The 21,121-nt window shown below is 71.4% G+C and carries 15 protein-coding genes; 8 read left to right on the forward strand and 7 right to left on the reverse strand.

The annotated features are described in order from the left end of the window. Positions 1-662: recombinase RecA (recA, locus tag AB0E78_RS40375; RefSeq protein ID WP_361844241.1), on the reverse strand; the 662-nt coding region annotated here is incomplete at its 3' end. Positions 663-1,166: 504 nt separating this feature from the next. Next, on the reverse strand, positions 1,167-1,652 hold the full coding sequence (locus AB0E78_RS40380) for a DUF5994 family protein (RefSeq protein ID WP_361844244.1): 486 nt from the start codon (positions 1,650-1,652) through the stop codon (positions 1,167-1,169). Between the two features lie 291 nt (positions 1,653-1,943). Here AB0E78_RS40380 and AB0E78_RS40385 point away from each other — a divergent pair, with 291 nt between their 5' ends. Further along, entirely contained in the window at positions 1,944-2,519 is a 576-nt protein-coding gene (locus AB0E78_RS40385) for a DUF5994 family protein (RefSeq protein WP_361844246.1), read from the forward strand. Between the two features lie 5 nt (positions 2,520-2,524). Beyond that, positions 2,525-2,713 (forward strand): hypothetical protein, encoded by a 189-nt coding sequence (locus AB0E78_RS40390; RefSeq protein WP_361844248.1) that lies wholly within the window; start codon positions 2,525-2,527, stop codon positions 2,711-2,713. A 541-nt stretch (positions 2,714-3,254) separates the two neighbouring features. On the opposite strand, the gene AB0E78_RS40395 is transcribed toward AB0E78_RS40390, so the two are convergent. Next, complete coding sequence (locus AB0E78_RS40395; RefSeq protein WP_361844250.1) at positions 3,255-3,593, reverse strand: thioredoxin domain-containing protein; 339 nt, start codon at positions 3,591-3,593, stop codon at positions 3,255-3,257. A gap of 153 nt (positions 3,594-3,746) precedes the next feature. Beyond that, the gene (locus AB0E78_RS40400; protein ID WP_361844252.1) at positions 3,747-4,886 is read right to left on the reverse strand and encodes a helix-turn-helix domain-containing protein; all 1,140 of its coding nucleotides are present in this window, start codon (positions 4,884-4,886) and stop codon (positions 3,747-3,749) included. A gap of 87 nt (positions 4,887-4,973) precedes the next feature. Here AB0E78_RS40400 and AB0E78_RS40405 point away from each other — a divergent pair, with 87 nt between their 5' ends. Next, complete coding sequence (locus AB0E78_RS40405; RefSeq protein WP_361844255.1) at positions 4,974-6,029, forward strand: ferredoxin reductase; 1,056 nt, start codon at positions 4,974-4,976, stop codon at positions 6,027-6,029. 7 nt (positions 6,030-6,036) lie between these two features. Continuing rightward, a complete protein-coding gene (locus AB0E78_RS40410) occupies positions 6,037-7,155 on the forward strand; it encodes an acyl-CoA desaturase (RefSeq protein ID WP_361844257.1) in 1,119 nt (372 codons plus the stop codon). A 56-nt stretch (positions 7,156-7,211) separates the two neighbouring features. On the opposite strand, the gene AB0E78_RS40415 is transcribed toward AB0E78_RS40410, so the two are convergent. Further along, on the reverse strand, positions 7,212-8,810 hold the full coding sequence (locus AB0E78_RS40415; RefSeq protein ID WP_361844260.1) for an APC family permease: 1,599 nt from the start codon (positions 8,808-8,810) through the stop codon (positions 7,212-7,214). 85 nt (positions 8,811-8,895) lie between these two features. Then, positions 8,896-10,245, reverse strand: coding sequence for a mannose-binding protein (locus AB0E78_RS40420; RefSeq protein WP_361844263.1), 1,350 nt, complete (start codon positions 10,243-10,245; stop codon positions 8,896-8,898). A gap of 267 nt (positions 10,246-10,512) precedes the next feature. Here AB0E78_RS40420 and AB0E78_RS40425 point away from each other — a divergent pair, with 267 nt between their 5' ends. The 4 genes from AB0E78_RS40425 to AB0E78_RS40440 all read left to right on the forward strand — a co-directional run bounded on the left by AB0E78_RS40425 (position 10,513) and on the right by AB0E78_RS40440 (position 17,150). Continuing rightward, entirely contained in the window at positions 10,513-11,241 is a 729-nt protein-coding gene (locus AB0E78_RS40425) for a type VII secretion system-associated protein (protein WP_361844265.1), read from the forward strand. Then, positions 11,238-12,413 (forward strand): RICIN domain-containing protein, encoded by a 1,176-nt coding sequence (locus AB0E78_RS40430; RefSeq protein ID WP_361844268.1) that lies wholly within the window; start codon positions 11,238-11,240, stop codon positions 12,411-12,413. Before AB0E78_RS40425 ends, AB0E78_RS40430 begins: the two co-directional genes overlap by 4 nt. A gap of 145 nt (positions 12,414-12,558) precedes the next feature. Beyond that, positions 12,559-15,906, forward strand: a complete 3,348-nt coding sequence (locus AB0E78_RS40435; RefSeq protein WP_361844270.1) for a right-handed parallel beta-helix repeat-containing protein — start codon at positions 12,559-12,561, stop codon at positions 15,904-15,906. Beyond that, a complete protein-coding gene (locus tag AB0E78_RS40440) occupies positions 15,903-17,150 on the forward strand; it encodes a S8 family serine peptidase (RefSeq protein ID WP_361844272.1) in 1,248 nt (415 codons plus the stop codon). The genes AB0E78_RS40435 and AB0E78_RS40440 overlap by 4 nt, the downstream gene beginning before the upstream one ends. 8 nt (positions 17,151-17,158) lie before the next feature. On the opposite strand, the gene eccCa is transcribed toward AB0E78_RS40440, so the two are convergent. Next, positions 17,159-21,121: a type VII secretion protein EccCa gene (gene eccCa, locus AB0E78_RS40445; RefSeq protein WP_361844275.1), complete on the reverse strand. Its 3,963-nt coding sequence runs from the start codon at positions 21,119-21,121 to the stop codon at positions 17,159-17,161.

The following is a 21,121-nucleotide window of genomic DNA, read 5'->3' on the forward strand; positions in this document are numbered from 1 at the left end:
ACCGAGGCGTAGAACTTCAGCGCGCGGCCACCGGTCGTGGTCTCCGGCGAGCCGAACATCACGCCGATCTTCTCGCGCAGCTGGTTGATGAAGATAACCGTCGTCCTGGTCTGGCTGAGCGCGCTGGTGATCTTTCGGAGGGCCTGGCTCATCAGGCGGGCCTGCAGGCCCATGTGGGAGTCGCCCATCTCGCCCTCGATTTCCGCGCGCGGCACCAGGGCCGCGACGGAGTCGATGACGATCAGGTCGATCGCGCCGGAGCGGATCAGGATGTCGGCGATCTCCAGCGCCTGTTCACCGTTGTCCGGCTGGGACAGGATGAGGTTGTCGGTGTCGACGCCGAGCTTCTTCGCGTACTCGGGATCGAGAGCGTGCTCGGCGTCGATGAACGCCACCGAGCCGCCGGCCTTCTGCGCGTTCGCCACCGCGTGCAACGTCAGCGTCGTCTTGCCGGAGGACTCCGGTCCGTACACCTCCACCACACGGCCGCGGGGCAGACCGCCCACACCGAGCGCCACGTCCAGCGCGGTCGATCCGGTAGGGATCACCTCGATGGGCTCATGGGGCCGCTCGCCGAGGCGCATGACCGCACCCTTGCCGAATTTCCGCTCGATCTGTGCGAGCGCGGTGTCCAGCGCCTTTTCGTGGTCGGTTGCTGCCATGAGCTTTCACCCGGTCCGATTGTGTGGCACGCGCACGTCGGAGGACGTGAGCGTCTACTGCCGACAACGGACGTCTCGGAGATCCCAGAAAACGAACATCCGATCGATTTGCGTGTCCAGTGAAAGGTACCAAACCGCGGGGGAGCGGGACGGGATGCGCACCGGATCGCACCGAATCGCTCCGGACCGCACCGGATCGATCCGGACGCGGACCGCGCCGCCGCCCGCTTCCTCTCGTGATCGGCCTGCTTGTCCAGGCCGGGCGAGACGTGTTCGGCTGCCGGGGCGACGTGCTTGAGCTCCGCGTACCGCCCGGATCCGCGGGTGGGCTACTGCAGTGGTGATCTGGTGTGGGTGTGGCGCGCGGCGATCCGGGGGAACGCGCGTCGTGGAAGCGCGGGCGGCAGATCCCGCGAGGGTTCGCCGACGGGATGAGGTCGGGTAGCCAAGCAAGTACCGTTCAGCGTAAGTGAATTGGGCTGAGCGGGTCGGTTCTGGGCTCGGTCAAGGTGACGTCTCGGGTTCGGGCGTCGTGGCGATGAGGATCTGAGCGGCCTGGGTGATGTTGTCCGCGCGGACGGCGCGGGCCATCGCTTCGCGGGCGGCGTTGGCCGCGGTGTCCGGGGGAACCACCAGCAGGGCGAAGTGGTCGTTGTCGCCGCGGGTGATGAGGACGGTGTCGTCGCCGACCGGGTCGGAGTCGAGGTGCACGACCTGGTCGTCGATGACCAGGCGGGTCGGGAGGCTGTTCCAGGCGGACGCGTCCACGCCCACCCGTGTGATCGGCCCGAGGTGCCCGGTCAACACGCTGATCAGCGCCGGCAGCTCGGTCTCGATGTCGCGCGTGCGCGGCCACCACGCGCCGTCGAGGAGCCCCTCCCGGGATCGCGTGGTCTCCAGGCGCAGCAGGGCCGTACCGGGTTTGACCGCCTGGTGGATCGCATTCGGCAGGAGCAGTGGAGGCGTGGGGGAGATGTCGGAGTCAGCCATGTCGGTTCGCCCGTCTACGGGGTGCGGCCCTGCGGTGCCGCCAGTCGGCGCCCATGCTCACGCCGGTGCCGGTCGGCGACGTGCACGAGCCCACCTCGTTTCACGATACTCCCGCCGCCCGCTCCGCTGCCCGCCGGAAAAATGCCTGGTCAACCCGGTCAGAGTGCACCGATCAGGCGTACGCTGAAAGCACCGGGAGTATTTCGCACACCGGCTTTCACGCGGGTGTCACTTCCGGCGATCGCCTAAAAGCCGGGCTGCCGACGGGCAGTCCGGGGGCAGGTCCGCATCATGACCACGACCCTCGATCGGACCGCGCCCCGCGACCTCGCCGCAGAGTTCCCGGCACGCTTGTCCCTCACTCCGAGGACCACCCTGCGCGGCCAGCTGGACGGGGCCTGGTGGCCCTACTCCCGAGACCTCGAAGCCGAGCTGCCGCCACTCGCCGCCGCCCTGGAGGAATCCTGGGGCCGCATCACCCGCGTCACCGTCAACCCCACACGCTGGCCCGTCGTCCCTCACACGGTGCCCGTGGGCGGGCGCAGGCTGCACGTGGGCTGGTTCACCGAACAGGACCCCGACAAGCTCATCCTGCTCTCCTACACGGTGGGGCGCTGGGACCTCCTCGTCATCCCGCCCGAGACCGCACCCACGGCCGGGGCGCGCCTGATGGCCGCCGCCGCGGTCCCGGGTAGCGTCCTCACCGCGGGCGTCCTGATGGCCAACGAAGCCGTCATCGGGCGCGGCATCCGCGATGCCGTGCGCAGGGAGGCCACCTGGGAGGACGAAGGCGGGGCCTGCATGTCGCCCTTCGGGGACTCGATGGGCCCAAGCGCCCTCCCGCCGCCCGAAAACAGCTGGAGTTGAGCCCAATGGAGACCCTCGTCGTCATTGCGGTGATCGTCCTCGCGATCGGCATCGGGATGCGCCTGATCCACCTGCTCAACGCCCAGCACGACGCACGGATCGCTGCCCACCACTTCAGCGACCCCCTGCCGAGACCTCCCGGCCTGCCGGACGACACCGGTCGTCGAGCCCGCCGCAGGGATGCCGATCAGTGAGGAACAGACCCTTCTCCGACCGGGGGCAGCGGGTGGAGGCGCCGCCGCACGGGCGCCTCCACCCGTCGGCTTCTCGCCCACCCCGAAGGGAGGACGCCCACGTGAAGTACATCGAGCCCCAGACGCTGCCCGCGCTCCCACCGGCCGTCGTCCCACCGGCCGTCGCTGAACTGGCCCGTCCGTGACGCTCCGGCCAGCGCGTCCGACGCGCACTCGATCCGTGCCTGCGACGCCTTGAGCGCCCGCCCGGCCCGCCTGTGGTTGCCGTGCGAGGCGGCGGCCCATCGGGGGGTGTCAACGAGGCTTCAGAACTCCAGGCCAGAATCAGGCACTTGACTGTGGGCAAGAGGTCGCAGGTTCAAATTCGGGAGCAAAGCTGGGAGCGACGTCGACAGGGGGTGGATCTAGGGCCCCGATCCGGTTGCTCCCATGGAACATCTCCGCTGCCGGGTCTGATGTACGGGGCAAGGGGCCGCACTGGGCGCCCCCTTGTCCGCATAGCCGTCATGGGACCGTGCTCCCCCTCGACCGCAGCGGTCGCTCAGAGGTGGCTATCCAGGAACTTCCGTGCCTCGGCGGTGGTCATGGGCCCCGTGCCGTGTGCCACCGCCTCTCCCTCCTTCAGGAGGACGTAGGACGGGGCTTCGGTGATCCCGTATCGCTCGGTCGCGGCCGGGCAACGCGTGATGTCGGCGCGGACGGCCGTCAGGCGGCCCGCGTATGCGTCGGCGATGCCACCCACGACGAGGTCCATCACCCGGTAGGGCTCGATTGCCTTGGGCCATGTCCCGGTGAAGTAGGCGAGGACCGGAACTCCGCTCATCCCGAGGATGAAAGTGAACTCCGCGTCCTCACGGGGCCGGTGAACCCGCTGCGTCATGGAAGCTCCTGACCTCACGTTCGTCATTCCATCCCTATCATCTCCCGCGCGGCGTGCCGGGCCGGTCCGGTCGGTCGTCCGGGCACCCGGAACGAAGCACGATTCCTGGACCGCTCGCCGGCGTCGACGTGGGCGCGGGCGTCGACATACGTGTCAGCTGGCCCGGAGACCGACCGCCAGCGTCAGTTCGAGGACCCGGTGTGGCGATGCGAGGTCCGGGAAAAGTTCCCGCAGTTGCGACATCCGGTAGCGGACCGTCTGGGGGTGGACGAACAACGCCGCCGCCACCTCCTCCCGCCTGCCCTGGTGCAGCAGCCACGCCCGCAGCGTCTCCTCCAGTCGCCGTGCGGTCGCGGCGGGCAAGCTCCGCAGCGGTGCGAGGGCTCGGGCACGCAGGTCCGCGAACGCTTCCGCGTCGGCGCTCAGTACCAGCTCGGGCAGGTGGTCCTCGGTGTCGCGGATATCCGCGGAGAGGGAGCGTGCGCGTGCGGCTCGTGCGTAGGACGCGGAGGCACGGGTCCACGGCCTGGCCGGGCCGGCCACGGCGGTGCGGTCGGTCAGCTGCCGCAGGAGGTGTGATCGGTCGGCGTCGGGGACTAGCAGCACACCAGTGGCGTCCGGCAGATCGTCGAGGACGAGGGTGCTCGGGTCGAGCGCGCGGTAGGCGGGCCGGGCCTGGGCGGCGGGGAGCAGGACCGCGGTCAGCGTGACTGGAGGCTGCCACCCGGTACGTTGTGCGGAGGCCAGCAGTACGTCCGGGCTCGCGCCGGCGAGGAGGTCGCGGGCCAGGTGTTCCAGGTGGCGCTCGTGGGCCCTGCCCCGGGCGGCCAGTTCGTCGGCGTGGCCCGCGGCGCTCGCGGCGGAGAGCTCGTCGATGTAGGCGAAGGTCAGCTCGGCGAACTTGGCGACCTCGGCGGCGGGCAGACCTGCGGGTACGGCACCCGCTGCCAGGCACCGCCAGGCCACGCGGGCGCCGACGCGGTAGGCGCTGAGCAGGGCATCCATCGAACGGCCGTCGCGCACCTCACCGCGGCCCAGCTCGTAGGCCGCGTCACCGGCGTCGCCGCCGGTGGCGTGCCCGCTCGCGAGGTCCAAGTAGTGCCCCAGGGTGGTACGGACGGCCCGGCGGATGGTGGCGCCCATGCGGCCCGACAGGGCGTTGGCGTAGGGAGGGACCTCGTCGATGATCGCCTGGACGACCTCGTCGGCGGTGGTCTTCACCGCGGCCCGAAGTGCGGTGACCGTCGTCTCGTTCAGGGCCAGCTCGCTGGCCCTCTGGATTGCATGGCTCACGTTTTTGTTCCCTGCGAACAATTTGGCCGACCAGATTTACGTCCTGCGGTCAGGACTTTACGCCTTGAGGCGCAGCAAGCTGAAGTCATGACGAGTACAGCCCTCCGCGGCAGGGCCTGGAAACTGCTGGAGATGGTCACGACGCCGCTGCTGCCGTCGGACTACCTCGACCTGGTCAGCCCGCTCCGGGCGGGCGCCGACCTGCGTGGGCGCATCGAGGCCGTGCACCCCGAGACGGGTGACGCCGCGACCATCGTGATCAGGCCGGGACGGGGCTGGCGCGGCCACACGGCCGGTCAGTACGTGCGGATCGGGGTCGACGTCGACGGCGTGCGCCTGTGGCGTGCCTACTCCCTCACCTCGCCGACCAACCGCCAGGACGGTCGCGTCACGATCACCGTGAAGGCGATCCCGGACGGCAAGGTCAGCAACCACCTGGTCCGCAGGGCGAAACCCGGCACGCTGATCCAGCTCGACCAGCCGACCGGTGACTTCGTGCTGCCGCAGGCCAGGCCCGCCAAGGTGCTCTACCTGACGGCAGGCAGCGGCATCACGCCCGTGATGGGCATGCTGCGCGACACCGAGTTCGACGACGTCGTCATGGTCCACTGCGCGCCACGGCCGCAGGACGTGATCTTCCGCAACGAACTGCACGACCTGGTCACGGACACGAAGCTGCGGCTCACCGAGGTACACACCGACACCGACGGAACGCTCGACATCGCCCGTCTCGACGAACTCGTGCCCGACTGGGCCGAGCGCGAGACCTGGGCCTGCGGGCCCGCGGGCCTGCTCGACGCCGCCGAAGAGCACTGGAGCGAGCACGGCGTACAAGAGCGCCTGCACACCGAACGCTTCCGCCCCAGCATCGTCGTCGCCGGCGACGGCGGCGAGGTCACGTTCAGCGCCACTGGCAAGACCGTCGACGCGGACGGCGCCACGCCGCTGCTGGACGTCGGCGAGGAGGCCGGCGTGCTCATGCCCTCCGGGTGCCGCATGGGCATCTGCTTCGGCTGCGTCACGCCGCTCAAGGCGGGCGCCGTCCGCGACCTGCGCACCGGCGAGATCACCGAGGCCGAGCCGGGCGTCCTCATCCAGACCTGCGTGTCCGCCGCCGCGGGCCCCTGCGACATCGAACGGTAGGAGCACCTTGACCGCCATCGACCCCACCGCCCACCTGACCGCGGAGCAGATCGACGAGCTCGGCCGCGAGCTGGACGCGATCCGCGACGAGGTGATCGCCGACCGCGGCGAGAAGGACGCCGCCTACATCCGTAAGGTCATCTCGGCACAGCGCAAGCTCGAGCTGGTCAGCCGGGGCGTGCTGCTGTTCTCGATCTTCCCGCCCGCGTGGCTGCTCGGCACCGCCGGTCTGTCCGTGGCCAAGATCATGGACAACATGGAGATCGGCCACAACATCCTGCACGGCCAGTGGGACTGGATGCGCGACCCGAAGATCCATTCCACCACCTGGGAGTGGGATCACGTCTCGCCGTCCGAGCAGTGGAAGCACTCGCACAACGAGCTGCACCACACGTACACCAACGTGATCGGCAAGGACAACGACCTCGGCTACGGCATCATGCGCGTCGACGAGGACCAGAAGTGGCACCCGGTCTACCTCGGCCAGCCGCTGTGGAACTTCCTCAACGCCTGCTTCTTCGAGTACGGCATCGCCGCGTACGACCTGGAGCTCGGCAAGAACCTGGACAAGCGCCGCCGCAAGAACCCGGAGTTCCGCGCGCGGGCCAAGGCCGTGGGCCGCAAGATCCGCAAGCAGGTGCTCAAGGACTACGTGATCCACCCGCTGCTTTCGGGCCCGTCGTTCCTCCCCACGCTCGGCGCGACGTTCACCGCGAACCTGGTACGCAACATCTGGACCCACTCGGTGATCATGTGCGGGCACTTCCCCGAGGGCGTGCAGGTCTTCGAGCGCCGGTCGATCAAGAACGAGACGCGCGGCCAGTGGTACCTGCGCCAGATGATGGGCTCGGCGAACATCAGCGGCAGCAAGGCCATGCACTTCATGACCGGCAACCTGTCGCACCAGATCGAGCACCACCTGTTCCCGGACCTGCCGAGCAACCGGTACGCCGAGGTCGCGGTGAAGGTGCGCGCGCTGTTCGAGAAGTACGAGCTGGAGTACGTCACCGGGCCGCTGCCCAAGCAGGTGTTCTCCGCGTGGCACAAGGTCTTCCGGCTCTCGCTGCCGAACAAGAAGCCCAAGCTCAAGGCGCCGGCGCGCGAGCCGGAGCTCGTCGCGGCCTGATTCCCGGTAGGGGTTCAGATCTTTCCGACCGTACGTGCATGTACTGGTGAGGCCGCTCAGTGCGCGGGGTTCGTGCGGAGGTGGGCGGTGCCCGAGCGCACTGCCCAGCCGAAGACCGCGAAGGCGACGGCGCCCACCACGAGCGAGTCGTAGGGGGCCGGCAGGTGGCCGGAGCCGCCGAACGTGCCGAGCCATGACAGCAGGGCAAGTGCCGCCAGGTGGAACACGATCCAGGCACCCTGGCGCAGTTCCTCGGCCGGGGGGCTGCCCGCCGTCCTGCGTCGTTGCAGCAGGAACAGCGGGACACCGGCGAGGACGAGAGGCAGGGCGAGCCGCAGGTCGTCCCAGCCCGACCAGTAGATGAACTCGGTCGCCACGGCGAAACTGACCGGTGCGATCCAGCGCACCCCCGGCATGTGGCCGTCCGCCACCGGCAGGCCGCGCTCCCGGTCGTGTGCACGGAAGGACGCCACGGCCACCGCCGAGGCGGCGTAGATGATCAGGTACATGTCTCCCATCACGCTCACGATGTCCTGCCAGCCGCCGAACGGGAGCATGAACACGATGATGACCGCGAGGTTGAGGAGCAGGGCGCGGCGTGCGATGCCGGAGCGGGGATCGATGCGCATGAAGAAGCGGGGCAGCAGGCCGTTCTTCGAGAGGGCGTAGGTGTGGCGGGCGTCGATCGCCACGCCCACGTAGGCGGAGCCGCCCGGGGATACCACCGCGTCGGCGTAGAGCAGGGTGGCAAGCCAGTGCAGGTTCAGGACGAGGGCGAGCTGGCCGAACGGCGACTCGAAGTTGACTCCCTGCCAGCCGTGCGCGAGCAGTGAGTCCGGCACCGTGTAGAGGAAGGCGAGCTGCAGCCCGAGGTAGACGAGCACCGCGAGGCCGATGCCGGTGAGGACGGCGGCGGGTACGTTGCGGCGCGGATTGCGGGCCTCTCCGGAGAAGTCGAGCGGGGCCTGGAAGCCGTTCACGGAGTACACGATGCCGCCGCCTGCGAGGGCGGTGAGGCAGGCCGCGTAACCGTACGGGGCGAACCCGCCGTGGCCCGTGAGGCGGCCCGAGTGGGTGCCGGAAAGGAACAGGGCGACCACCGTGAGCACCGGGACGACGACCTTGAACACCGACACGAGGTTGTTCAGACGGGCGAACATCCGCACCGCGAACCAGTTCAGCGCCGTGAGCAGCACGCTCAGTGCGGTGGCGACGCCAAGACCCGACGCGGTGAGGCTGCCGTCGTCATAGAGCCCGGACACGTAGTGGGCGGCGTACTGCATGATCGCGCTGATCTCGGCCGCCGTGCCGCCCACGGACAGCATGACGGACCAGCCGACGACCGTGCCGACCAGGCGGCCGTTCGCGTACAGCGGCCAGCGGACCGTGCCGCCGCCCTCCGGCCTGGTGGCGCCGAGTTCGACCATGACCAGGGCCACCAGCGCACAGAGCAGGCCGGCCGCGACCCAGGAGAGCAGCGCGGCGGGACCCGCGGTCTGGGCGGCGTACATGGCGGCGAAGAGCCAGCCCGAGCCGAGGATGTTGGAGAAGCCGATCGCGGTCAGGCCCCAGAACCCGAGATCCTTGCGCAGCCGGTTCTCCTCGGCGCGGACGTCCGGGGCAACGGCAGTCTCCGCCGGCTGTTGCTGCGCCACGTGGCATACCTCCTCGACGATCACGGACCCACGGGGTCAGCGTGCCACGCGGTACGTCGTACGGGTGCCCATGCCGAGTGCTGTGTTACGTCGACCAGACCACCCGGCCGTTGTGCACGATGACCACCTTGGCGTCGGGGCGGAGCACCAGCTGGGCGCCCTCGTGGCCGTGGCTTTTCGAGGCCCAGATGGGGCGGTCGTCGCCGTTGTGGATGACGAGGTTGCCGTCCTGCTGGAAGATCGCCCGATGGTTTTCGCCGAAGGTCATGGACGCCCAGAGGGGCTTGCCCTTCTCGTTGTAGACGACGAGGTTGCCGTCGGTCTGCATGACCATGCGGATGCGGTTGGTGGTCCAGGCCTGCTTGACCTCCAGGACGCTGGGTGCCGAAACGGTCTCGGCGGTCCAGTTCGGCTTCGGGGCCGCCTTGGGCTTGGGCTTGGACTTGGCCTTCTTCTCGGGCGACTTGCTCGGGCTCGGCTCCGGGGTGGGCACAACGGCCTTGGGAGCGACGGCCTTCGGGGTCTCGGGCTTCTTCGACTTCTTCTTGGAGGGGGAAGAACTGGGCTTCTTGGCCTGGTAGTCGTCTAGCGCGGCGGGGCCCGAATTCGGGTTCAGGACGGTGTCGGAGCCTCCCGCCGACAGCTCCTTGCCGTTGTCCGGGGGGCCGTCGTCCCTCGCGCTGCCGACCAGGAGCAGCGGTATCGCGATCAGGGCGGCACCGACGATCGCGGCACCGGCCAGCACCGGCTTGCGGGGGCGTACGCCGTCGACACCGGTGACGGACTTGGTGCCGGACGGTGGGGTCCCGACGGCCGCAGCCGAAGCCACGGCGGCGCTCTCGTTCTCGCCTTCGCCCTCGCTCTCGCCCTCGCCCTCCTTGGGTGTCCCGGACGGGGACGCCGGAGCGGCCTTGGTCGCCCCTCCTGCCGGGGAGATGGCGGACTCTGCCTCGGGAGCCTCGGGAGCCTCGGGAGCCTCGGGAGCCTCGGGAGCCTCGGAGGTCGCGTTCTCGTCCGGGGTGCTCGGGGTGGCTGCTTCGTCCGGTGCGGTGGACTTGGCCTTCTCGTCCGGAGCGGACGGCACAGTGGACGGCCCGGCCTCCCCCGTGGGGGCGGCGGCCGTCTCCGATTTCGCGCCGGGGGTGCGGTGCTGGGGGGACATGCGGTACTCCTCGGGGGCGGAGCTGGCGGTGTGCACAGGGCCGCTTGGCGGGCGGGCAGGTCGAGTTCCGCTCGCCATGCGGGGGTTGGTCTTGTCCGCGTCGAAGTGGGTCGGCACGGCTGGGTACTTGATGCCGGTCTCCGCGTGGCCGGTCGCGGTGGCGGCCGCAGGCCGGTCCGACGCCTTCCGGGCTGCGAGGTCTTCCCGTACGCCCCTGGCCTGGACGTCCGGTCGGAACGCACTGTGTGTCGGCGTGTCGGCGGGGCCGACCACGAGCCCAACTTAGCCCGTTGCGGGGCCCGGAGCCGCTCCTCCCACCACAACTCCCCTTTCGCTTTGTCCTCTCACGCCTCACTGCTCCCGGAACGTTCCCCACTCGGACACCAAACGGGCATCTCTGAACCCGATACGGGTCCTCCTCGGTCCCCAACGGAAGGGACGCGTGTGGCATTCTGTTGGCTCCCGACGTGATCAGTGTCGTTGCGCGCGCCTGGTGTCCGGCGCCCAACGATTGGTACGGATCGAAGAGTTCAGGTGAGGATGCGGTCCGGAGAACGGCAAGAGGACAGGCATGACGCCGCGCCGGTGACGCCCGATGGATCCGGCCCTGCCGCCGCCCCCGCGCCGTCGGCCGACGAAGTCCCCGAGGCAGCCGTCACCCCCGAGATACCCGAGGCCGTGCGAGCCGCCGCACGCCGGGCGCCGGGGCACTGGATCGGCGTGGTCGACCCGGAGTGGAGCGACGAGCGGACGCCGCCGGAGTGGGCGGTCCTTGGGGAGTGGCAGTCCGACGAGAGCGGGGCGGTGGGGGGCTACCGCGCCAATCCGGCGTACCGGCCTTCGGCCCGGGTGCTCGGCTGGCCGGAGCCCACCGATCCGGTGGACGCGGCGGCGCAGCGGGCCGCCACCGGATACGGATCCGTGGACGAGGCGCTCGCGGCCCTCGCCGGGGCCGACATCACCGTCGTACGCGGGCCGGACGGTGGTCCGCTCACGGCGGCAGGGCGCGACGGAGCGCCCGTAGTGCTGTCGTTCACCTCACCGGCACATGAGTTCACGTCCGAGGCACTTCTGCATGACACCGTCCCGGCACGGGAGCTGGCCCGTTCACTGAGCGGTACGGGCACCCAGCTGATGGTCAACGCCGGGGCCGCGGCACCCTTGCTCGTCCCGGCGGACAGCCTTCTCGACCGGGGCGACGACTCTCCTGGACTCCGGGACGACGACTCTCCTGAACTACGGCCCCACACCACAGGGAGGACCTCGTGACGCGTTCGGCCCAGCAGCCCCCCACCTCCCAGCAGCCCCCCACCTCGCAGGCGGCCGAGACCGGTTCCGACGACGCTGAGGAGACGGCCGCCGCGGCGGTCACAGCGACCACGTCGGCCACCGCCCCCGGCACGAAGACCGAGCCCGAGCCCGACGCCTCTGAGCCCGACGCCGCCAGCACCGCGGAGACCGCCAGTACCGCCGAGCAGAGCAAGCCGGAGACCGCCGCCCCCGACAGCGAAACCGCCCCCGTCGCGGAGCCCGAGCCCGAGCCCGAGGCCGACCCCGGTGCCGCCACAGCGGCCAAGAGCCGGTTGCCCGCCCTCGTACGGACCGTGACCGCGACCGCCATCGACCGGCCGCAGCAGAAGACCGGGCCGGTCGGGCGGCCGGGCAGGGCCGTGCTCGCCGGAGCCGCGGTCGCGGGAGCGCTGCTCGTGGCGGTGCCGTTGCTGACGCTCGGCGGGGACGACGACAAGGACCGCAAGTCGTCGGCGGCGGCCGGTACGGTCCTCGGCCCTGATGGCCAGGAGGCCCCGGGTGACTTCGCGGTGACCCCGCCCGACACCGGCTCCAAGGACGACGAGAAGGCCTCCGACAAGCCGAAGAAGCCGAAGAAGGAAGCCGCTGCCCCCACCCCGGCGCGGGACGGCGGCAAGAAGGACGAAGCGAAGGGCGATGGCAAGGGCGACGGCAAGAAGGAGCAGCCCGCGAAGAAGCAGAGCGGCGAGAAGCAGGACGACGGGAAGAAGGGCAAGACCGCGAAGGCCGGTCCCGGACCGACCCTCGGGTTCCCCGTCTCCCTGCACAGCCACCTCTCCGGCCGCTGCATCGACGTACCGGCCAGCAACTTCAGTGACGGCAGGCAGCTCCAGATGTGGGACTGCAACAACGCCGACGCGCAGAAGTTCAGGTTCGCCTCCGACGGCACCGTCCGCGTCGGGGGCAAGTGCCTGGACGTGGCCAACGCGAACTACAACGACGGTTCCGCCATCCAGATCGCCTGGTGCAGCGGCAACAACGCCCAGAAGTTCGCGCTGAACCCCAGCCACGACCTGGTCAACACCGTGGTCGGCAAGTGCGTCGACATCAAGGGCAGCAACCGGAACAACGGGGCCGTGCTCGAGCTGTGGAGCTGCACCGGCGCCGACAACCAGAAGTGGAGCGTCTGACCGGACGCCCGGGGCGGACACACTCCGCTCCGGGCGTCCGCTCGTCCTTGGGGGCGAGGCATGATGGCACCGTCGGCTCGCCGACACGCGCCCCCGCCCGGGGGGCGCCCCGCTGTAGAGGCCGCCATGGCAAGGAGGTTGGTGCGTGTCGCGCCAGGTACTGACGGTCGGCCCGGGGAGCCAGGACCGCTACCGGACGATCGGTGAGGCACTCGTGGCCGCTCGGACCGGCGCGCTCATCAGCGTCCGGCCCGGGACGTACACGGAGAACCTCGTGATCCACACCCGGGTCACCCTCACCGCCGCCGAGGGACGGGGCACCGTGGAGATCCGGCCGCGCTCGGGCAGCGTGCTCGCGCTGCGCGCCGACGCGGTCATGCTCTCCGAACTGACCCTGCGGGGCGGCGACGCCGAGCTGCCGACCGTGGACGTGCGGCGCGGCCAGGCCGCGCTCGACGGCTGCGAGATCGTCGGCGCCGCCTGGACCGCGATGCTGGCCGGGGGCACCGGCTCCCTCGCGCTGCGGGACTGCCGGGTGAGCAATCCGCAGGGCGCGGGCATCGTGATCACCTCGACCACGCCCACCACCGTGGAGTCCTGCAACTTCGAGCACCTGGGCACCAGCGGACTGGTGCTTGCGGAGGAGGGCGACGCGCACGTGCGCGGCTGCACGGTGCGCGGCGCCCGCGGCAACGGCCTGCTCGCCAACGGCGAGTCCCGCGGCACCGTCGAGGACTGCGACTTCTCCTCCACCGACAAGCCCTCCATCGCCCTGGAGCAGAACTGCTCCCTCACCGTGGTCCGGACCGTGGTGCACGACACCAGCACCGGGGTGCATCTGAGCAGCGCGGGCCGTACGACCCTCGAGGACGTCCGCGTCACCGGCGCGTCCGGCAACGGGATCGCGCTGGCCGGGGGCAGCGATCCGGTGCTGCGCCGGTGCCGGGTCTCGCGCACCCGCGGCCACGGCGTCCTGGTCACCGACCGGGCGCGCGGCACCTTCGAGGACTGCTGGGTGGACGGCGCGCAGAGCGCGGCCCTGCGGGTGGCGGGCGGCGCGTCCCCGGCCCTGACCGGCCTCACGGTCCGCGACTGCGAAGCGACCGCGCTGCTCCTTGAGGAGGACTCGGCGCCCGAGCTCGACCGCCTGGAAGTGATCGGCGGCTCGCCCGCCGTCGCGGTGCGCGGCGGCGCCAACCCCCTGCTGCGCCGGGCCCGCCTGGTGGAGCCCGCCGGTGACGGTATCGCGGCCACCAAGGACGCCCGTGGCCGTGCCGAGGACTGCGAGATCGTCCGGCCGAAGGGCGCGGGCGTACGGGTGGCTTCCGGCAGCACGCTCTATCTGGCCGGCGGCGGGGTCTTCGACACGGCGACCGGTGGCCTGGTCGTGGAGGACGGCGGCAACGTCACCGTCCGCGACTTCCGCGTGGAGATATCCGGCGAGGAAGGCGTGGCCGTCGCCGCGGGCGGTGAACTGACCGCCAACCGCACCACGGTGCACGCCCCGAAGGGCCACGGGTTCCTGCTCCGCGAGGGTGCGCTCGCCTCGCTCAGCGGCTGCGAGGTGTCCGGCGGCGAACAGGACGGCTTCCGGGTGGAGTCCACCGCGCCGGTCTCCGTGGTCAACTGCCTCACCCGGGAGAACGCCGGCGGTGGCCTGGTGCAGACCGCGCCCGGCGAACGGCTCGCCGTGGAGGGCCTGACCAGCGTGGGCAACGGCAAGCGGGACGCCTGGGGCACCGGCAGCGCGGAGAACACCGATCCGGCGGGCTCCGGCGCCGGGGACGCGCCCCCGCCGGACCGTGCGGACGGTCCGCTCGGCGCCCTGAACGCGCTGATCGGCCTGGAGAACGTCAAGCAGCAGGTCGGCACCCTGGTCAACCTCACCCAGCTCGCCCAGCGCCGCGAACAACTCGGCATGTCCGCCCCGCCGATGAGCCGGCACCTGATCTTCGCCGGGCCGCCCGGTACCGGCAAGACCACCGTCGCTCGCCTCTACGGTGCGATCCTGGCCGAGCTGGGCTCGCTGCGCAGCGGGCACCTGGTGGAGGTGTCCCGCGCCGATCTGGTCGCGCAGGTCGTCGGCGGCACCGCGATCAAGACCACCGAGACCTTCCAACGGGCTCTGGGCGGCGTGCTGTTCGTCGACGAGGCGTACACGCTCACCGCGGACAGCGGGAACGGCGGCGCCGACTTCGGCCGCGAGGCGGTGGACACCCTGCTGAAACTGATGGAGGACCACCGCGACGACGTGGTCGTGGTCGCGGCCGGATACTCCCGTGAGATGGACTCCTTCCTCGGCTCCAACCCCGGTCTGGCGTCGCGTTTCTCACGGACCGTCGAGTTCGAGAACTACTCGGTGCCCGAACTGGTCGCGATCATGGACAACATGTGCGCCCAGCACCAGTACGAGCTGGGCGAGGGCACCGCCGACGCGCTGGCCGCGCACTTCGAGGCGATGCCACGGGACGCGGGCTTCGGCAACGGCCGTGCCGCGCGCGGGGTGTTCGAGGAGATGGTGGACAGGCAGGCGGTCAGGCTCGCCACGCAGGCCCAGGTCAGCGAGAGCGATCTGCGGCTGCTGCTGCCCGAGGACGTCTCGGTCGCCGCCGTCGCGAAGGCCGCCGAGGCCGCGGCCCCGCAGGACGACCCGCTGACCCGACTCGGCGACATGGTCGGGCTCGCCGAGGTGAAGCGCGAAGTGGCGGACCTGGTCAACCTCATCACCACCGCTCGCCACCGCGCCGCCGCCGGGCTGCCCGTTCCCTCGCTCAGCAACCACCTGGTCTTCACCGGACCGCCCGGCACCGGCAAGACCACCGTCGCCCGCCTCTACGGGGAGATCCTCACCCAGCTCGGCATCCTCGGCCGCGGCCAGCTGATCGAGGCGGCCCGCGCCGACCTGGTCGGCCGCTACATCGGCCACACCGCTCAGCTCACCCGGGAAGTCTTCGAACGGGCCCGCGGCGGCGTGCTGTTCATCGACGAGGCGTACACCCTCACCCCGAAGGGCGGCGGCGCGGACTTCGGCCAGGAGGCGGTGGACACCCTGCTGAAGCTGATGGAGGACCACCGCGACGAGGTGGTCGTCATCGTCGCCGGCTACACCGACGAGATGGAACGCTTCCTGGCCTCCAACCCGGGCCTCTCCTCGCGTTTCCCGCGCCGGATCGGCTTCGCCGACTACTCCTCCGAGGAACTGGTCACCATCGTGCGGTCCCAGGCCGCGGCCATGGGCTACGAATGCGGTCCCGGCACCGGCCCGCTGCTCAGGGAGTACTTCGACTCGCTGCCCCGGGACCGCTCCTTCGGCAACGCCCGCCTGGCCCGCCAGGTGGTCGAGTCGATGGTCACCCGGCAGGCCGGGCGGCTCAGTTCGCTGGCCGCGCCCACCCTGGACGACCTGCGCATCCTCGTCCCCGACGACGTCGTGGCCGTGACCCCGAAGGCCGAGATCCCGAACGCCGTGACCCCGAAGGCGGCCCCCCGGTGAAGACGCCCGCCCGCCTGCTGTCCGGCGCAGGCCTCACCGCCGCGCTGCTCCTGACCGTGGCCGCCCCGGCCCAGCCGGCCCCTTTCACGGGCCCGACGCCGACGGCCGACGGGAAGAAGGGCGGCCAGGAGCTGCCCGGCATGCCCTCCGCGCTCGACGCGGACGCCGGGGACGCCGGGGACGCGCCCTGCACCCCCGCCTCCCGTGAGAAGGCGAAGAAACAGGACTGGTCGCGCCAGCGCCTCGACCTGGACCGGCTGCATCGGTACAGCACTGGTGAGGGAGTGACCGTCGCCCTGATCGGGACCGGAGTCGCCCCCGGTGCCACCGGGCTCAAGGGCCGGGTCACCGCCGGGGGAGCGGCCGGTGACGACTGCGTCGGCCACGGCACCTTCCTGGCCGGGCTGATCGCCGGGGACGGCGGGGACAGCCCCCGGCTGGCCGGAGTCGCCCCGGACGCGAGGATCCTGGCCCTGCGGGGCACCGGGACCCGCGGGCAGGCCGACGCCGACCTGGTCGTACGGGCGCTGCGCGAGGCGACCGAGGCCCGCGCCGGAGTCATCGCGATCGCGGTGGCCCTGCCGCGCCGTGACGAGGCGCTGACCCGCGCGGTCGCCGACGCGCGCCGTGCGGGCGCCGTCGTCATCGCGGCGGCGACCCCGGACCCGGACCGGCGCGCTACCGAGGAGGTCCCGTCCCGCACCTACTGGCCCGCCGGCGAACCCGGCGTGCTCTCGGTGGCCGACATGCTCCCCGGCGGTGCCCGCCCGGACAGCGCCCTGCCCACCGGCGGCATCGATCTGGCCGCACCCGGCGCCGGAGTGGTCTCGGGTGGCCCGCGCGGTGAGGGTCACTTTCTCGGTGCGGGCGCCGCCGTGGCCGCGGCCCAGGCCGCCGGTGCCGCCGCCGTGGTCCGCGCGACCCACCCCGACGAGTCACCCGGGGCCGTCGCGCGCCGCCTGACCGCCACCGCCTACCCCGCGGACATCCCCCAACTGGACGCCTACGCCGCCGTCACCACGGTCCTCGGCGACTCCGGTGCCGCCGCCGGCACCGGGCGCGCCACGGATCCCGTGGCGGTCCGGGATACGTCCGCCACCGACCGCGCCACCGACCGCGCCACGCTCTTCGTGCTGCTCGGCTCCGCCGCCGTCCTCGCCGTGCTCTGGGGCGCTTTCGCGCTGCCCCGGGCCCGTGGCAGGGGATGGCGTCCGGCGGAAGCGGGCGGCCCGGCGAAGGACTGAACCGCCGCTCAGCCGCTCTGCCCCTGGCCCTCCTCAACCAGCGCCGTCTGCATCAGGCGCTCCTTGCGGCGCGCGATGTGGATCGCCCGGCCCGGCGGGAGGTTGCGGGGCTTCGCGTTGCCGAAGAGGCGGCCTTCGGTGGGCGGACACGACAGCAGGACGGCGGGGTTGTTGGCCTCGTCGAGACGGCGCAGGAGAGCGTCGCTGAGACCGCGTCCGGCGCCCATGGCACTGCGGGCGACCACGAGGTGGAGGCCCGTCTCGAAGCCCAGGGTCAGATGCTCGAAGAGGGCCTCGAAGGGACTCTGGAAGGAGTTCCCCGAGACCATGTCGTAATCGTCGACCAGGATGAAGAGGCGCGGGCCCGTCCACCAGTCGCACTGGCGCATGCGGGCGGGGGCGATGTCGGCTCCGGGGACGCGGGTCTTCATCGCGCGGGCCGCGCCGTCGAGGGTCTCCTTGAGGTTGTCCAGGGAGATCACGTGGCCAATGCGGTACTCCTCGGGGATGGTGTCCACCAGGGTGCGGCGGTAGTCCACCGCGATGATCTTCGCCTCGTTGGGCGCGTAGTGAGCGGTGATGCCCGCGGTGACGCGGCGCAGCAGGTTGGTCTTGCCGCTCTCCGCGTCGCCGACCACGATCAGGTGCGGGGTGCGGCTGAAGTCGTGCCAGACCGGTTCCAGGGCGTCCTGGTCGATGCCGAGCGGGAGGCGCATGCCGCCGCCCTCGGTAGCCTCGGGCGCGGGGAGTTCGGCGAGCGGCAGCCGGTGCGGCAGCATCCGCACCTGCGGGGCGGACGCGCCCGTCCAGTGCCGGGAGACCTCGGCGACCAGATGGCCGACGCCGTCGCCGAGATCCTCCAGGGAGCCGCTCCCGTCGATGCGGGGCAGGCCCGCGAGGAAGTGCATCTTGCTGTCGGCGGTGATGCCGCGACCGCCGCTGCGCGGCACCGAGCGCGCCTTGCGGGTGTCGATCTCGGAGTCCATCGGATCGCCCATCCGCAGTTCGAGGCGGGTGGCGGCCTGGTCACGGACCTGGGCCGACAGCTCCACCCAGCGGGTGGTGGTGATGAGCAGGTGGATGCCGTAGTTGAGGCCACGGGCAGCGAGTTCGTTGAACTTCGGGATGAGGTCGTCGTAGTCCTGACGGACCGTGGACCAGCCGTCGATCACCATGAACACGTCGCCGAAGGGCTCGTCGGGGAACTCCCCGGCGGCCCGCCGCCGACGGTAGGACTGCATGGAGTCCAGGGTGTGGTCGACGAAGAACTGCTCACGGCGGGCGAGCAGCGTCATCACCTCGGCGACGGCCCGGTACACCCGCTCCGGATTGAGCCGTGCCGCGACACCGCCGACGTGCGGGAGCCCGGCGAGCTGCGAGAGCCCGCCGCCGCCGAAGTCGAGGCAGTAGAACTGGATCTCGGCGGGGGTGTGGGTGAGGGCGAGGGCGCCGATCAGGGTGCGGGCGAGGGTGGACTTGCCGCTCTGCGAACCGCCCGCGATGGCGACATGGCCACCGGCTCCGGAGAGGTCCACGACCAGCGGGTCGCGGCGCTGCTCGAAGGGCTTGTCCACCAGACCGACCGGGACCCGCAGCTTGCCGGTGCCCGACCAGCCGGTGGCGGTGAGGCCGCGCCCGGGGTCGGGGGCGATGCCGGGCAGCAGGAAGCTCAGCGGCGACGGCTCGTCGAGCGGCGGCAGCCACACCTGGTGGGCGGCGGGACCGGCGTCGCGCAGCCTGTCGAGGGCAACTTCGAGCAGCGTCTCCTCGGCGCCGCTCTCCTCGGCCGCCGGCTCCGGTGCGGGCGCGGGATCCAGGGTGCGCGGCACCACCCAGCCGCTGGTCCAGGGCACCACCTGGCTGGCCACCCGGGCCTGGACGACCGCGCCGGTGCGGCGCGCGTAACCGCCGGACGAGTAGGCGGCGCGGAACCGGGTCAGGGACTCCACGCCGGACTTCAGGAAGCCGCTGCCGGGCTGGGCAGGCAGCTGATAGGCGTCCGGCACGCCGAGGACACCCCGGCTCTCCATGGCGGAGAAGGTGCGCAGACCGACACGGTACGAGAGGTGGCTCTCCAGTTGGTGCATGCGGCCCTCGTCCAGGCGCTGCGAGGCGAGCAGCAGGTGCACGCCCAGCGAGCGGCCCAGACGGCCGATCATCACGAACAGGTCCATGAACTCGCGGTGCGCGGAGAGGAGTTCGCTGAACTCGTCGACCACCACGAACAGGCTGGGCAGCGGGGTGAGGTCGGCTCCGGCGGCGCGGGCCCGCTCGTACTCGAGGGCGGAGGTGTAGTTGCCGGCGGAGCGCAGCAGTTCCTGACGGCGCATGAGCTCGCCGTGCAGGGCGTCCTGCATGCGTTCCACCAGAGCGACCTCGTCGGCGAGGTTGGTGATGACGGCGGAGGTGTGGGGGAGTTCCTCCAGGCCGAGGAAGGTGGCGCCGCCCTTGAAGTCGACCAGGACGAAGTTGAGGGTCTCGGAGGAGTTGGTCAGGGCCAGGCCCAGGACGAGCGTCCGCAGGAGTTCGCTCTTGCCGGAGCCGGTCGCGCCGATGAGCATGCCGTGCGGGCCCATGCCTCCCTGGGCGGACTCCTTGATGTCGAGCTCCACCGGACGGCCGTCCACGCCCACCGCGATCGGCACGCGCAGCCGGGCGGAGCCGGTGTGGCGGTCGAAGAGGGTCTGCGGGTCGTGCCGGTGCAGGTCGGGTATGCCCAGCAGGGTGGTCAGCTCCACGTCGCTGTCCAGCGGCTGCGCGATGTCGCTGCCCAGGCTGATCCGGCGGCCGGTGAGCAGCCGGGCCAGCGACTCTGCGCCGTGCCTGCCGAGCCGGTCGGGGCGGCCGAGCGGCACGGAACGCTCCTTGCGGCTGCGGTCGGTGCGCACCAGGCTCACCTGGTCGGGGCCCGCGGTCAGCCGCAGCGTGTTGCGGCCGGGGCGCCAGCGCAGAGCCCCCGACACGTCGAGGACCAGGGCGTTGCGGTAGCCGTGCCCCTCCCAGCGGTGCCCTTCGGGGACGGTGACGCCGTCCAGGACGACGACTGTGAAGGGCTCGTCACGGCCGGGGCGGGCGTCCGGGTCGAAGCCGGGGCGCTCGGCGAACTCGGCGCCGAGCAGATCGTCCAGCTCGGTGAGGTCGGCGGTGATCCGGCGGACCTGTCCGGCGCCGTCCTCCTCGTACGGATGCAGCGCGTGCGGCAGCCACTTGGCCCACTCCCAGTCGGGCCGCCGCTCGTCACTGACGCAGAAGGCGATCCACAGCTCCTCGGGCGCGTGGAACACCGCGAGCTGGCCGAGCATGGCGCGGACCAGGGCGCGTACGGCCTCGGTGCCTTCCTCGCCGCCGGGGGTCTCTTCCGCACGGAGCAACAGCCGGGCGGAGGAGCGCAGATAGAGGCCCAGCGGCTGCCCGGGGATCGTGGAGTAGGCGCGGATGAACCGGCGCAGGGCGTGCGCGCAGAGAGGTTCGAGGTCCTCCACCGGGCGGGTGGAGACCGGGTTCAGCGCGAGGGCGAGCTGCTGTTCACCGACCGCGAGCCGGATCTCGCCGAAGTCCTCGTCGGCCGGGCGGCGTTCCCACAGCCGTGAGGTGCGCGACAGTGCGCGCAGCGACGCGGGCTCCGGGTGGCGCCAGGCGAGTGCGCGCTGCTGCTCCGCGATGGTGGCCCGGACCCGTTTGCGGGTCTGGGCCAGATAGCGGAGGTAGTCGCGGCGTTCGCCCTTCAGGCGCTGCTTGCGCTCGCTGGAGCGGCGCATGAGCTGTCCGAGCAGCATGGCACCGGCGGAGAGCGCCATGACGCCCATCGCCAGGTACATGAAGACGCCGTTCCCACCGCCGGGGCGCAGGAACATCAGCATCATCGACACCGACATGAGCGCCATCGGCAGATAAGTCCATATGGCCGAGGTGTCCGGAACTGTCTCGGCGAGGACCGGCGGCTCCTGAAGGGTCAATTGTCCCTCGGGCAT

It is taken from the genome of Streptomyces sp. NPDC032198 (genome assembly GCF_040636975.1).
GTDB lineage: Bacteria > Actinomycetota > Actinomycetes > Streptomycetales > Streptomycetaceae > Streptomyces.

What these genes read in the sequence shown, in the direction of transcription:
- eccCa (WP_361844275.1), bottom strand. Translation starts at nt 21,121, where the DNA reads ATGCCCGAGGGACAATTGACCCTTCAGGAGCCGCCGGTCCTCGCCGAG.
- AB0E78_RS40380 (WP_361844244.1), bottom strand. Translation starts at nt 1,652, where the DNA reads ATGGCTGACTCCGACATCTCCCCCACGCCTCCACTGCTCCTGCCGAAT.
- AB0E78_RS40390 (WP_361844248.1), top strand. Translation starts at nt 2,525, where the DNA reads ATGGAGACCCTCGTCGTCATTGCGGTGATCGTCCTCGCGATCGGCATC.
- AB0E78_RS40425 (WP_361844265.1), top strand. Translation starts at nt 10,513, where the DNA reads ATGCGGTCCGGAGAACGGCAAGAGGACAGGCATGACGCCGCGCCGGTG.
- AB0E78_RS40385 (WP_361844246.1), top strand. Translation starts at nt 1,944, where the DNA reads ATGACCACGACCCTCGATCGGACCGCGCCCCGCGACCTCGCCGCAGAG.
- AB0E78_RS40405 (WP_361844255.1), top strand. Translation starts at nt 4,974, where the DNA reads ATGACGAGTACAGCCCTCCGCGGCAGGGCCTGGAAACTGCTGGAGATG.
- AB0E78_RS40395 (WP_361844250.1), bottom strand. Translation starts at nt 3,593, where the DNA reads ATGACGCAGCGGGTTCACCGGCCCCGTGAGGACGCGGAGTTCACTTTC.